Origin of the sequence: Niallia sp. FSL W8-1348, from assembly GCF_038006745.1 — a bacterium.
In the GTDB taxonomy this organism is placed as follows: Bacteria; Bacillota; Bacilli; order Bacillales; family Cytobacillaceae; genus Niallia; species Niallia alba.
This window is the reverse complement of the sequence record NZ_JBBOVV010000002.1, coordinates 473,156-486,077: the sequence shown is the minus strand read 5'-3', so window position 1 is coordinate 486,077 and position 12,922 is coordinate 473,156. Positions and strand designations below refer to the sequence as shown.

The window sequence follows — 12,922 nt, the reverse complement described above, 5'->3', positions numbered from 1 at the left end:
TGGATGTTTAAACTCTCCTGTACTTTATTTGTAATATTGTCAGAAAAATCTGTTGTTTTTATATAAAAAGAATGGTTAAAATAAATGGGAGAGAGGAGAGGTAGTATGATACAAACAACGGAACAGATTTACATAAGATTATTTGAAGAAAAAGATGCAGAAGGATTATGGCAGCTCGAATTAACGAATAGAGAATTTTTCGAAGCTTATTCCATTGCTCGCAAGGAAGAGTTTTATACATTAGATTTTCAGCAGCAATTAATTAAAACATGGAAAGAAAATGAGAAAAAAGATGTCGATTATCATTTTGGGATATTCTTAAAAGAATCAGATGAGTTAATTGGAAGTGTTAATCTCTATATGGTAAGAAGAGAACCTGCTCACAATGCTATTGTTGGTTATGTCCTTGATAAAAATCAAAATGGTAAGGGTTATATGACTATCGCTGTAAAGCAATTAGTTAACTATGCATTTAATACCCTTCATTTGCACCGATTAGAAGCAGGTGTGATGCCACATAATATTGGATCGATTCGTGTATTAGAAAAGGCTGGTTTTCACAAAGAAGGAATAGCAAAAAGTAATGTGAAAATTAATGGACAATGGAAAGATCATCAAATACTGGCTATTATTAATCCTAATGATTAAGTAAAAATAAATAATAAGGAAACTTTTTCCTGCTTCGTCCGTAAGTAGTTTTAGAAGCAGAAGGAGGAGGAAGCCGGATGATAGCAGACTTACAAACAATTGAGCAGCAATTAAAAAATAACGAAACGATAAAAGGAACAATCAGATGTTCATTGGAAGTGTTTATTTATAGAAAGATAGTTCGTCTAGGTATCCTTGCAGCAACTGAAAAACGATTAATCTTCTGTGCGGATTCCATTACTGGAAATGAATTGAACGAAAGCTTTGAGTATGTAAATATGGAAGATATTCAGTTAAAGCAGGGAATGTTGAATCAGTACATAGCGATTAAATATAAAAAGGACACATTGAAATTTAAACAAATTACGAGTGAGAATGTAGAGGACTTTATTACGAAAATTAAATCGTATAATAGCCTTCGATTAGATGTTTAAGATGATAGAAAATGTATCGAAGTAAAGGCTATGTTTTAGATAGTAAATATAAGTAAAAAGAATACGACAGGCCGAAAAGGAAATTATTCGGAGCCTATCGTATTCTTTTTACGTATTAATAGTTGCTTCTGAGGTAGGAGTGAAGTTTGTGATTTCTAAGACGACAGGAGTGTCTGCAATAATAGTAGAACCATCTGGAACTGTTATGACTAATCCTCCAACACCAGTTGCACCTGCTGTATATGTTAGAAGATCCTCCATTTGAAGTACTCCGTTAACATATACATTGAAATAACTATTATCAGCAGTTAGTTCTGGTAATGTTGTTGCTGCATCGCCAGTATCTGTCATAAAATCAGCTGCGTCAATATCTAAAGTACCAGCACCTGTAATAGGGTCAGTAACAATATAAAAAAACCGATCAACTGTTGGAGCAGTGTCAATGTCAAGTGCGGCACTAACAGCAAGCTTCATAATTTGTAAGGGCATACGTTTCACCACCTTATACCATTATACTTCATGTTATGAAAGTAAACTGATAATGACTAGACATAATGGAAATATTCACAATATGTGCACCATCTGACTCTCTATTTATAAAATAACTATTATGGTTAAAAAAGGTGGGGAAGATGGAAAAACGACAAAAAGTGCCAAAACCATATTTGATGATGCCTGAAATACCTTCTGCAGAGATTTGTATACACATACCTAAAAAAATAATGGTATTAGAATATTTCGCTATTGCAGATGGAAGTAAGCATATTTTTACAGAAGAAGATGGAGTAAAAGAGTTAGGAAAACAAAAAATTCTAGATCCTTCAAAAGTTTCTTACATGAATTTGTTTATTAACGCTGTTTTACAGCCAAAGGAAAATTATGAAGTGTCCCAAGGAATGATCTGTCTAAAAACAGAGGATGTTCCGATATGTGGAGCAACTGTGGTGTTGCAAATGTTTATAGTATGATGATAAAGGTCTGTCTTAAAAATGAAGGCAGGCTATATTTTAATTCACAATAATGTGTTTAAAGAAGAAAGGGTGACTGAGATGAAAGTAATCTCGATTGGAAAAGGAAACACTATCTTAAAATATGAATCTGTTGCTTCTAGCTACTGTAAAATAATGAAGACAGAGGAAGCAACGAACATTGGGATTATCTCTATAGAGCCTAACGGAATCTTAGGCTATCATCAAGCTCCAGTTCCACAACTATTCCATGTTGTGGAGGGAGAGGGATGGATTAGAGATGGTTCTGAAGAGAAGATTCCAATTAAAAAGGGATATGCTGTATTTTGGGAGCAAGGAGAATGGCATGAAGTAGGTTCAGATACTGGCTTGACTGCAGTAGTTATTCAAGCGGTAAACTTAAAAAATCCTTTTTAACAATACATAACTAAATATCCAGTCTCTCTCATAAAATATAAACAGAAAAAGACAAATTACTAAATGGAGATGTGGGGATTAAAATGAAGAATAAACGATTCCTATTGAAGATTTTCTTTCTTGGAATTATCGCTTTCTTTTTTATTGATTTTCTAATTCATGCAAGAATTATGATTGTTTATCCAATGAAGATTAGCTTTATATTTTTTATCGTTTTTATTGGTATATTGTTTTATTACTATCATCGAATGCGAAAAAGGTAGCTTGTACCATAAAAAATTTCATTTTGGGTAAAAAAATCATCTCATGGGAAAACCCATGAGATGAAAAATAAACATCGTTATTTTTGCTTTATTACTCTTTTATAAATATAAAGCCCGATGAAAGCAAGTCCTATAATGGCAATAAGCGCGTATGCGACATTTGAGTATAAATCCATGTAATGAACGATATCTTCCCATGAGTCACCCACTGCCGCCCCAATGCGAATTAGAACAAAATTCCATGTGAAAGTACCAATTGTTGTTAAAAATAAAAAGATACCAAAATTCATTTTTGCCATACCTGCTGGAAGCGAAATTAAGCTGCGAATAAGTGGAATAAAGCGACAGAAAAAGACTGTCCAATAGCCATATTTTTCAAACCAACGATCTGCTTTATATAGGTCTTCTCTTTTTAATCGGAGGATATGCCCCCATTTATCAACAATTTTTTCTAATCTTTTTATTTCTAAAATGGAACCGATGTAATAAAGAATGATTGCTCCAAGAACCGATCCAATTGTAGAAACGATGACAACTCCTGTTACAGTCATCCCTGTTTTTACAGTCATCGCACCTCCAAAGGTTAAGATTACTTCTGAAGGAATAGGGGGGAAGATATTTTCGAGCGTAATTAACAAAAGTATACCTATGTATCCGAAATTTTCCATTGTTTCTAAAATCCAATTTTCCATTCACTGCACTCCTTAAACTACTATTTCAATTGTTTTCCTATTTACACACATAACCGTATCTTATCATAAGGAGATAAAATCTTCTAATAATATCTTATTTATACGAGATACATATCATTCATTTTTCCTATAAGGTGATGTTGTTATTTGGTAAACATGCAAAAATAAGGATGAAAAAATGAAGAGTTTTCTAGATTGGAGCAAGCAGATGTTTGATTTTGGAGGATACACAACAATGGTATTATGAATCATTCCCAGAAGTAATGGAAGAAGAATTAGATGATGAAGAATATGCATCTTATCAAACAACGGAGCGCTTTCCCTATATTCTATTGGGTGCAACCTCAAAGTGGGGAAGTGGCTATGAATCTACTATTTATATTGAAACAGATGGAAAAGGCATGATTATATCAACTGAAAAGAGTCAGTACTATTTTCGAACCTCTAAATCTATCTTAAGAGGGAGGTAGTAATAAAATGAGGTATAAATGGTTATGGTGTTTACTAGTTGTAGTAATGATTGCTATATGTTTGTATATTTTCCTTCCAATAACTGATAATCATCGTACGCCTTCTTCAATCCCAAATGAAAATCGTTTAAAGAAAATGATTTTAGACACTGGTGAATTAAATATAGATACTATTTTAAAACAAATTGCCTTAGATGGTAAGCATGTTTTTATTCCTCATCTTTCTAGTGATAAACAATATGGCTATAGTTTATTAGAATGGAAAGATAATAAATGGGAAGTAATCTATATAACATCGACAGGGGAACCACTCCTATGGAAAATTGAAAATGAATCCGGTACAATACCGAACTCATTTTGAACAAGTTGCCTAATGAAATAACCGTGTCTAACTTTTAGGGGTCACTACACAATAGATATCAAAAACGATTAAACGGCCTTAGCCCTATGGAATATAGAGTTAAAGCCGCTTAGATCTTTTTTATTATTTCCACTGTCTACTTGACAGGGGGCAGTTCACTTTGCATGTACGTATAATCGTTCGGGGTTATTTGATTGAAAATACTTATGTCCCTGCTTCCATAAAAGTTTAGTTCTCAAATTTTGGCTTCATTTTCACAATAAAGACAATAGACAGAACAGCAACTACCCCTAAGAATATTTCAATTACAACTAGGTTTGTCACAGTTCCTGCTTGATAAAGTGCTGGCAAGAAATTAATAGCAGCATGAATAAGTATCGCGTAAATAACATACTTAAATTTTTGCTGTCTAACCGCATATAGTACTAAAATCGATAAAGCAAGATGCAAAGCTAATGCAAAGACTCGTTCTAAACCGCCAGTCGCAAACAGCATTATATTTGCCTGTTCAAATTGTTCCTTTATGCTGTTAATTTCTTCAGGGGTGGCTGCGGCACCTAATATCGTTTCTAAGTTTCCGGTTTTTATCATGGAGGAGATAAGCAGAGAATTCAGCGCACTCATACCACCAATAAATATAGCTTCTATTCCACCATGTCCTAATCCATAGGAAAGTCCATCATTAAATTGATGATGGTTTTTCAATAAAACCGTAAAAGCAAAATAGCGCCCAATTTCTTCAAAAAGACCAGCAGCTAGGCCTCCATATAATGCAAAGATATAAGGATTCGTGCTCCATTTTAATTCAGTGCCAGTTGGAGCAAGCACTAGGAAATGAACGACTTTTTCTAAGATCTGTGAAAATACAATAAAGATAAGTATACCAATAAGTAAAGACTTCCATGACATCATTTTTTTTCTTTGTAAATATACCATAAGCAAGATAGGAAGTAACACAGCAAGTAATACTTGTAGAGAGATTCCTATATAAACAGAATTCATTATTTTTTCCCCTCTCATGCTATTTTCATCTGTTATATTAAGTCTATAACAGATTGAAGTTGTACGTCAATGAGTATTCGGTTAAACAAATTCTAAAAGAAAATAAAAAAGGAAGTGATCAAAATGATTGAATTAAGAGGGAAATATAATACTGCTAAAGTATTTACGGATCAATTAGAGGAAATGGCTGAGACACAGATAAAAGGAATTATGTAATCAGGAATTTGCTCAAAACAGCAAGATACGAATTATACCAGATACACACGCTAGAGTCGGTTGTACAATTGGAACAACAATGACGATTCAAGACAAAATTGTCCCTAATTTAGTCGGGGTAGATATCGGCTGTGGGATTGCAGTAGCGAAAGTAAATATAGGCACAAAAGAAATTAATTTTGACGAATTAGATGAGACTATCCGCAAATTTATTCAAGTGGTTTCTCCATCAGAGATAAAGCACATTCATACATGGAGCAAATTAATTTAGAGGAAGTGAAAGCGCCAATAAATCGTAGAAGGGCAGAACAAAGTATTGGCACCTTAGGTAGGGGAAACCATTAATCCATCTTAGAGACCCCAAAAATAGGAGCCTCACTTTCTATTTGTTTTTCCTAGAATAGTATTCTCCAAACTAACGTATAACACCATCGTTCAAAATGGCATGTACCCCTTTTACACGATTAACAATCTGTGTAATCCGTAAATCAACAGTAACACTTGCTAATGCAGTCGCTTCAGTTCGGGAAATAGAATAAAGTTGCGTCATTAAAGAAATCATATCAGCCAAAGCAATCTCCGTTGCTTTATTTAAATCTTCATCAAATCCGAATGTAATCCAGCCTGTTGGGGTTTTGGCTCTCGGATAGGTTAATTGTAAATCTTCTCTTACCACTAGCGTAATATCTACATGATCCATTGGACATTCAATCGCAGTGCCGGAGATTTCTCCATCCCCTTGCAATGCATGTCCATCTCCAATAGAAAAAAGAGCATCTTCAACTGAAATAGGCAAAAATAAGCTGCTACCTTTCACGATTTCCTTACAATCAATATTGCCACCACAATATCTAGGTGGGGAGGTAGAATGGACTCCGGCTTCTTTTGGAGCGACCCCGAGAACCCCCATAAACGGCTGCAAAGCAACATGAAATGATTTAGAATGAATGGAAGTAGAACCAATCATCTTCTCCGAATCTAATTCCCAATCCAATTGAATTCGATCTGTATTAGCGATGCCAATCGCATTATTTTGCCAATTCGCCATCCCGCCAGCCCAATTGCGTCCATACCATCCAGGAACTATATCGTTTAATTTTACTTCTAATACCATCCCAGGTTTTGCTCCTTTAATAGCAATTGGACCAATCATAGGATGCTGTGGTTTTTCCTCTTGTTCTCTTGAAGAGTAAATACGATATTCCTCGTTTTTTGAGGTAGAATAGCCCCATTCAATATCCAATGTTTTTAAAGTAATCGAGTCACCTGAATCCACCGTTAAAATCGGTTTATAGCTACTGCTGAAGGAACCATGTAAATTTTGCTGCTTCAATGATAATGAATGGTGCATAAATTATCCTCCTAAAAGTCATTTTCCCTTCTATTCGATAAAAATAGGCACAATCCTTTAAGACATCAAAAAATACTTATCTTCTTTTTGATAAACTATAAACTTTCGTAGCAATAATATTTGGCGTTATCCGCTCTTTTAAAGTTGGAAAAACAGAACCAACATATTCTTCTGGATTGCGAATATATGCTTTTTCGTACATATAAATGGTAAACGAACAAGATACGCGAACGTAAATATCTCCATCCATATCGTATGGTTCTGATATCGAAATAACTTCAAAGGAATCATCAAATTTATTTTTTTTACCATTAATTTTCTTTGTTACATTGTCTTTATATTTCGTTGTTCTCATTGGCTTGTAATGAAAATCAACAATACCAATTGCCTGAATCATTTCATCCTCCCAGATATATCTTTAGAACAAATATTATACCATTTATTTTTAAGAAATTTAGAAGGATTTATTATTTAAAAATTCAAAATTCATGTTAGTATGAAAAAAGAAGGGATTAACTTGGTTTTATTTCTTGATTGTAACTTTCATAGGAATGACAATTACTCTTTTACAAGGAGGTAGCATGAAAAAACGTATTATTGGAATATTCGTTTTTAATGAGGTTGAAGTTTTGGATGTTGCAGGACCATTCGAAGTTTTTTCTTTAGCTGGAGGGGATAATAAATTATTCTGTGTCTACACCATTTCAGAAAAAGGAGGAATGATTACAGCAAGGAATGGATTGAAGATAGAAGCAGACTATTCTTTTGAAAACCAACCTGCTCTAGATATGCTTGTTGTACCTGGTGGATATGGTGCAGAAGAAATCGAAATACATAACCGTGCGGTAATTAATTGGATTCAAGATCAATCGCACCGAGTAGAATATATGACTTCTGTCTGTACTGGAGCTTTTTTATTGGCTAAAGCAGGTATATTGGACGGGATAAAGGTGACAACTCACTGGATGGATATCGATCGATTGGAAAGGGAATTTCCGAATATTTTGGTGAAAAGGAATGTAAAATTTGTGGATGAGGGAAAAATTTTAACTTCAGGTGGAATATCAGCGGGGATCAATATGTCTTTTCACTTGGTAGTGAAATTATATGGAAAAGAAGTCGCAAAGGAAACTGCCAAAAGGATGGAGTATGATATTAAGTTAGATTGAGAGACAAATATATAGGTAGTGTCAAAACTTCTATGAAAAAGTAACCTGAAGTCTTTTTCTTCTTTCCTTTTTGAAGTGGAGAGGCTCGCAATCGCTCTTGACAAACACACCAATGGTTTGAATTCAGGTTATCAAGGGCGAAGGGGACAAAAGAAGGCATGCCAAATAAGCCCTTGATTTTTTCCATTTTAAACCATTGGCAAGTTCGGTTTGTCAAGAGTTCGCTCCGCCGATTGCTGGTTCAGGGCTCAGCTAAACAAAAGCTAGGTTGTTTGTTCTATAATCCAATCTTGAGCTAATCCAATTAGCTTAGTCCATCTTGCTGGCATATTGGGAAGCTGAAGTAACTCTGGATGAATCACAGGTACTTTTCCTTCTAAGGCTGAATGAGGCCGTAGAAAGTTAAAGTATGCGACAAACAAAGTGACGAAAGAAACAGATCCATGATCAGATCCAAACCCATGAGTCGAGCGATAATTTCCTTTAAACGTTCGATTGAGTCGTTCAATAATTTGCTTGAGTGGTCGGTATTCTGTTGATACTGGATCTTCGTTGGTTAATCCAATGACTTGCTTCACATCAAACGAAATATCATGTTGGGCAAAGAAATGTTGGGCTAATAGGTAAATCGGATTGCCATCTACAATAAACGTGAGGTTTTTAGGGATTTCCTTCATCTTTAGAAGAACCTCATCGATAGCCAGAATGGCTGACTGAGTATCTCGATTAGGAGAAACAGGATAAGACAGAATAATCTTTTTTACGGCATCAAAAAAGAAGAATAAATAATGCCAGCGACCTTTCACTCGAATGTAGGTCTCGTCTCCACAGAATTGATCAGAAAGCTCATAAGGATAATGGTCCACATAAGGTTTAAGCATCAGTGCTACGCTATTTTCGTAATTCAAAATGCTTTGGTGGGAGATGGATACACCATGTACATCCTTCATGAGTGCAGCTGTTTTACGGGCTGACAACCCATAGTTCACATGGTAGGTCAAAATCAGTCCCAATGTATGTGGCGACACATATAGTCTTGATAAATCTAACTTTGGTTTCTGAGGTGAACGCTTCGATAAGGGTTGGTAATCGATACGAAACTGACGGAAAATATAACGCATTTTAAATGCCTGTGGATCCTTTTTAAACTGTTTTTTCTCTTTTGAAGATAGTCCATTTTGTTTCTTTTGGTAATAAGAACAGTCGTTGTTTTTACACTTGAATACATCGAAATCTTTTCTCTCTTTGACCTTTTCAAGCGTTTTAGCACAGTGAGGACATTTTAAAATTGCCTCTTTTGAATAATGATTTTTTTGGTTAAACAAACATGTACACACCTTGCATTGATACTGTCCCTTGTCTCCGTTATTTGCATAAAGAAAATCAGATGGAGCACCACACTTTGGACATTTTATGCTGGAAGGAACAGTTGTTTTTGAATTTGAGTGTCTTCGAACAGGTTTAAGGGGTTTCCCATTTTTCTCCTGATACTCATTCAAAAGAAGTTTATAATCAAACTTTTGTAGGGTTTCGATGATTGGGAGGTCGTCTACCTGTAGTTTTCGATAAGGCTTATTTACAGGTTTTTCTACAGGTTTATCAAACATACTTTTCCCAATCAAAAGAGTTAATAATGTTCGAATAACCTGATCTTGGTACTTAATAAAAGTAAGTAAATAGGTTATAATTTGAGGGTACAATTTGTCACTTCCTATTCTAGGTTGTTGGGTGTGTGGTAACCTCAATTATCCTTAGAATTCAGGGGGTGGCAATTTTTTTGCTCAAAAAGCCCTCTATTATAGGATATAATAGCCTATTTCTATATAAAGTTTTGACAATACGAATATATAGGTGGGGGTTAGATAATGAAAACCATTTCCGTCTTGCATTACGATGCGTTTACAGAGCATCCAAATCAAGGAAATCCTGCAGGAATAGTTTTAGAAGGGGAAAAATTTAACGAGTCAGAAATGCAAAAAATAGCGGAGAAAGTAGGCTTTAATGAAACATCCTTTGTTTTGCCATCAAATATTGCCGATTTGAGAATACGTTATTTTACACCAGGACATGAAATGAATCTTTGCGGTCATGCAACAATTGCTACAGTTTTTGCGTTAAAAGCAAATGGGCATCTTCCTGAAAAAGAGACGATTTTGATTGAGACGAGAGCAGGGATTCTACCTATTCGAATTAATCAAAAGGAACAGTCAACCCCTTCTATTATTATGAAACAAATACCTGCACAATTTAAAGAATTTAACGGTTCAAGAAAAGAATTGGCAGAGGCAATTGGCATCGCAGAATCTGATTTAGATGTAAATCAGCCTATCCTTTATGGAAGTACAGGGATATGGACATTGCTTGTTCCAATAAAGAGTTTACATGTATTTTCACAAATGGTTCCAAAAAATGATTTGTTCCCGTCCATTTTAAAAGAGATTCCAAATGCATCTGTTCACCCATTTTGCCTCGAAACTTTTGAGGGAGAAGCAACAATGCATGGTAGACATTTTTCATCTCCTTTTTCTGGTACGATAGAAGATCCTGTCACAGGAACAGCTTCTGGAGTGATGGGAGCCTATTACGTTACTTATATAAATGATAAGGGAAAGAACCAACCTATTGTTATCGAGCAAGGCAAGGAAATAGGTCGGAATGGAAAAGTTTCTGTCACCGTTTCCGATAAGGATGATCAACTGGATGTTGAGATAAGTGGGACTGCAGTATTTGTTAAGGAAATTAAAATAATATTAGAATGATATATTGATTAGAAAAGGAGATTTAGATGGAAAGATTAGAACCAATAGAAGCAGCTCGTCTTTTTATTGATAAATATTTTACTAATTGCAACGCAGCGGTTTTAGCGGGAAGTGTGGTAAGAGGACAAGCGACAGCAACATCGGATCTTGATATAGTCGTTTTTGATGAACAAATCGAATCTTCCTTCAGAGAGTCTGTATGTGAATTTGGGTGGCCTATCGAAGTCTTTGTACATAATTTATCCTCTTACAAGGATTTTTTCTTAATGGATTATCATATAGCGAAACCATCTATGCAACGAATGGTAACAGAAGGAATCGTGTTGAGGAATGATGGCGTTCTAAATGATATAAAACAAGAGGCAGAAAAAATGTTAGTAGCTGGTCCTAAAGAATGGTCGGAGGAAACAATTAGAACGAAGCGATACTTTATTTCGGACGTATTAGATGATTTTATTGGTTCTACTAATGAACAAGAAGCTATTTTTATCGCAAGTTCGTTAAGTATGCTTCTTCATGAATTTGTCTTAAGAGTAAATAACCAGTGGATAGGAACTTCGAAATGGATGGTTCGATCTTTACGTCAATATGATTTAACTTTCGCTGATAAATTTATTGAGGCGTTTCAAGTTTTTTATCGAACAGGGGAAAAGACAAAAGTAATTTTACTTGCGGAACAAGTGCTAGATCCATATGGTGGAAAGTTATTTGCTGGGTTTTCACTTGGGAAGAAATGAAAAGAGATGTGCGGATAACCAAAATGTTAAATTAAAAATGTGTGTTTAGCAATCTATCTTGTACGATTGATAGGAGGAAGTTTAGAGGAGGGGGGATATAAGATGACTATTATTGGTGTGCATCATGTCCAAATTACGATTCCAAAAGGTACTGAACAAGAGGCAAAGAATTTTTATTGTGAAGTATTAGAATTAACGGAGATAGAGAAGCCATTATCCTTACAAGGTAGAGGTGGTTTTTGGTTAACACTTGGAAACATGGATGTTCATGTTGGTACGGAGGATGGATTTGATCGGTATTCAACAAAATCTCATCTTGCTTATCAAGTAGATAGTATGATTGTATGGAAAAATAAGCTTAGTAAACTAGGCGTAAAGATTGCAGATTCTATTGCGATTGAAGGATATGAGCGCTTTGAATTCCGTGATCCATTTGGAAATCGTGTAGAGATAATTGAAAGAAAGAAATAGAAATAGCTGTTCTTTTGCGATTGAGAGATAATAATATGCTAAACTAGTAGAAAAATACATAAAGGAGTCAACCGATGAAAGAAGGATTTATCGAAGTAACAGGTGGAAAGGTTTGGTATGTTATCCATAATCAACAAGCAACAGGAATACCACTCCTTATTTTGCATGGTGGACCTGGCTCTAGTTCTTACTCTTTACAAGGATTAAAAGACCTAGCAATCAATCGACCAGTCATTTTGTATGATCAGTTGGGATGTGGAAAATCGGATCGACCAGAGGACGATTCACTCTGGACGTTGGATCGATTTGTCGAAGAAGTTGGGCTTGTTCGGAAAGCGTTAGAGCTAAATGAGGTACATATTCTTGGTCATTCATGGGGAACAACTCTTGCAGCAGCCTATTATTTTAGTGAGCCAGAAGGAATTGGTAGTATTATTTTTTCAAGTCCTTGTTTAAGTGCTTCGTTATGGGAAGAAGATCAAAAGAAAAATCTTACTTTATTACCGAAAGAAATTCAAGAAACGATTAAAAGCAGTGAAGCAAATGGAACGACTGATTCATCAGCCTTCCAAAAAGCAATTGAAGTGTTCAATGATCATTTTGTATGTCGATTAAAGCCTTATCCTGAACATCTTAAACAGGGCAAGCATTTTAGAAATCCCCATGTATATCAAGTAATGTGGGGACCATCGGAATTCACGGTACAAGGCAACTTAAAATCCTTTGATTGTACGGAACGATTAGCGGAAATATCGATTCCAACTTTGTATACATGTGGGCGATTTGATGAAGCAACTCCAGCATCAACGGAATATTTTAGTAGGAAAACACCAAATGCATCTTTCCATATCTTTGAAAAAAGTGCCCATATGGCCTATATAGAAGAACCAGAACAATATAGACAAGTAATGAGTAGATTTTTGTCTCAAATAGACCATTAAAACAAAAGAATCAAAGTTGGAGA

Annotated in this window: 18 protein-coding genes and 1 pseudogene; 13 read left to right on the top strand and 6 right to left on the bottom strand. The window is 35.1% G+C overall.

Features of this window, described 5'->3' with window-relative positions:
* Positions 1-105: 105 nt before the first annotated feature.
* On the top strand, positions 106-648 hold the full coding sequence (locus tag NST60_RS20835) for a GNAT family N-acetyltransferase (protein WP_341100057.1): 543 nt from the start codon (positions 106-108) through the stop codon (positions 646-648).
* Positions 649-725: 77 nt separating this feature from the next.
* Positions 726-1,082 (top strand): PH domain-containing protein, encoded by a 357-nt coding sequence (locus tag NST60_RS20830; RefSeq protein ID WP_341100055.1) that lies wholly within the window; start codon positions 726-728, stop codon positions 1,080-1,082.
* Positions 1,083-1,190: 108 nt separating this feature from the next.
* Here NST60_RS20830 and NST60_RS20825 read toward each other — a convergent pair whose 3' ends face one another.
* Positions 1,191-1,571 carry a DUF4183 domain-containing protein gene (locus NST60_RS20825; protein WP_341100054.1) on the bottom strand — a complete coding sequence of 127 codons (381 nt, stop codon included), beginning with the start codon at positions 1,569-1,571 and terminating at the stop codon, positions 1,191-1,193.
* Between the two features lie 143 nt (positions 1,572-1,714).
* On the opposite strand from NST60_RS20825, the gene NST60_RS20820 reads away from it, so the two are divergent.
* From NST60_RS20820 to NST60_RS20810, 3 genes are all read left to right on the top strand, one after another.
* Positions 1,715-2,050 (top strand): DUF4183 domain-containing protein, encoded by a 336-nt coding sequence (locus NST60_RS20820; RefSeq protein ID WP_101731048.1) that lies wholly within the window; start codon positions 1,715-1,717, stop codon positions 2,048-2,050.
* Positions 2,051-2,131: 81 nt separating this feature from the next.
* Positions 2,132-2,467: a cupin domain-containing protein gene (locus NST60_RS20815; RefSeq protein WP_341100052.1), complete on the top strand. Its 336-nt coding sequence runs from the start codon at positions 2,132-2,134 to the stop codon at positions 2,465-2,467.
* A gap of 83 nt (positions 2,468-2,550) precedes the next feature.
* Positions 2,551-2,730: a hypothetical protein gene (locus tag NST60_RS20810; RefSeq protein ID WP_341100050.1), complete on the top strand. Its 180-nt coding sequence runs from the start codon at positions 2,551-2,553 to the stop codon at positions 2,728-2,730.
* A 77-nt stretch (positions 2,731-2,807) separates the two neighbouring features.
* On the opposite strand, the gene NST60_RS20805 is transcribed toward NST60_RS20810, so the two are convergent.
* Positions 2,808-3,422, bottom strand: a complete 615-nt coding sequence (locus tag NST60_RS20805) for a DedA family protein (RefSeq protein ID WP_016205386.1) — start codon at positions 3,420-3,422, stop codon at positions 2,808-2,810.
* A 218-nt stretch (positions 3,423-3,640) separates the two neighbouring features.
* Between NST60_RS20805 and NST60_RS20800 the strand changes: the two genes are divergently transcribed.
* Positions 3,641-3,892: a hypothetical protein gene (locus NST60_RS20800; RefSeq protein ID WP_254415320.1), complete on the top strand. Its 252-nt coding sequence runs from the start codon at positions 3,641-3,643 to the stop codon at positions 3,890-3,892.
* Between the two features lie 7 nt (positions 3,893-3,899).
* Complete coding sequence (locus tag NST60_RS20795; protein ID WP_341100048.1) at positions 3,900-4,253, top strand: hypothetical protein; 354 nt, start codon at positions 3,900-3,902, stop codon at positions 4,251-4,253.
* Between the two features lie 228 nt (positions 4,254-4,481).
* Here the strand turns inward: NST60_RS20795 and NST60_RS20790 are convergent, their stop codons facing one another.
* Positions 4,482-5,255 carry a YhfC family intramembrane metalloprotease gene (locus NST60_RS20790; RefSeq protein ID WP_016205383.1) on the bottom strand — a complete coding sequence of 258 codons (774 nt, stop codon included), beginning with the start codon at positions 5,253-5,255 and terminating at the stop codon, positions 4,482-4,484.
* Positions 5,256-5,378: 123 nt separating this feature from the next.
* Here NST60_RS20790 and NST60_RS20785 point away from each other — a divergent pair.
* Positions 5,379-5,813, top strand: a pseudogene (locus NST60_RS20785) (RtcB family protein); the annotation flags it as partial.
* 73 nt (positions 5,814-5,886) lie between these two features.
* Here NST60_RS20785 and NST60_RS20780 read toward each other — a convergent pair.
* Together NST60_RS20780 and NST60_RS20775 are read right to left on the bottom strand one after the other, a co-directional pair.
* Entirely contained in the window at positions 5,887-6,822 is a 936-nt protein-coding gene (locus tag NST60_RS20780; RefSeq protein WP_169188700.1) for an acetamidase/formamidase family protein, read from the bottom strand.
* A gap of 76 nt (positions 6,823-6,898) precedes the next feature.
* A complete protein-coding gene (locus tag NST60_RS20775) occupies positions 6,899-7,219 on the bottom strand; it encodes a hypothetical protein (RefSeq protein ID WP_016205380.1) in 321 nt (106 codons plus the stop codon).
* 184 nt (positions 7,220-7,403) lie between these two features.
* Between NST60_RS20775 and NST60_RS20770 the strand changes: the two genes are divergently transcribed.
* Entirely contained in the window at positions 7,404-7,991 is a 588-nt protein-coding gene (locus NST60_RS20770; protein WP_341100047.1) for a DJ-1/PfpI family protein, read from the top strand.
* Positions 7,992-8,254: 263 nt separating this feature from the next.
* Here NST60_RS20770 and NST60_RS20765 read toward each other — a convergent pair whose 3' ends face one another.
* Positions 8,255-9,691: a DDE-type integrase/transposase/recombinase gene (locus NST60_RS20765; protein ID WP_016205479.1), complete on the bottom strand. Its 1,437-nt coding sequence runs from the start codon at positions 9,689-9,691 to the stop codon at positions 8,255-8,257.
* Between the two features lie 165 nt (positions 9,692-9,856).
* On the opposite strand from NST60_RS20765, the gene NST60_RS20760 reads away from it, so the two are divergent.
* The 4 genes from NST60_RS20760 to NST60_RS20745 all read left to right on the top strand — a co-directional run bounded on the left by NST60_RS20760 (position 9,857) and on the right by NST60_RS20745 (position 12,899).
* Positions 9,857-10,750: a PhzF family phenazine biosynthesis isomerase gene (locus tag NST60_RS20760; protein WP_016205378.1), complete on the top strand. Its 894-nt coding sequence runs from the start codon at positions 9,857-9,859 to the stop codon at positions 10,748-10,750.
* Between the two features lie 26 nt (positions 10,751-10,776).
* Positions 10,777-11,487, top strand: coding sequence for a nucleotidyltransferase domain-containing protein (locus tag NST60_RS20755; protein ID WP_169188698.1), 711 nt, complete (start codon positions 10,777-10,779; stop codon positions 11,485-11,487).
* A gap of 102 nt (positions 11,488-11,589) precedes the next feature.
* Positions 11,590-11,958 (top strand): VOC family protein, encoded by a 369-nt coding sequence (locus tag NST60_RS20750; protein ID WP_169188697.1) that lies wholly within the window; start codon positions 11,590-11,592, stop codon positions 11,956-11,958.
* 74 nt (positions 11,959-12,032) lie between these two features.
* Positions 12,033-12,899 (top strand): proline iminopeptidase-family hydrolase, encoded by an 867-nt coding sequence (locus tag NST60_RS20745; RefSeq protein WP_254415314.1) that lies wholly within the window; start codon positions 12,033-12,035, stop codon positions 12,897-12,899.
* Positions 12,900-12,922: the final 23 nt, after the last annotated feature.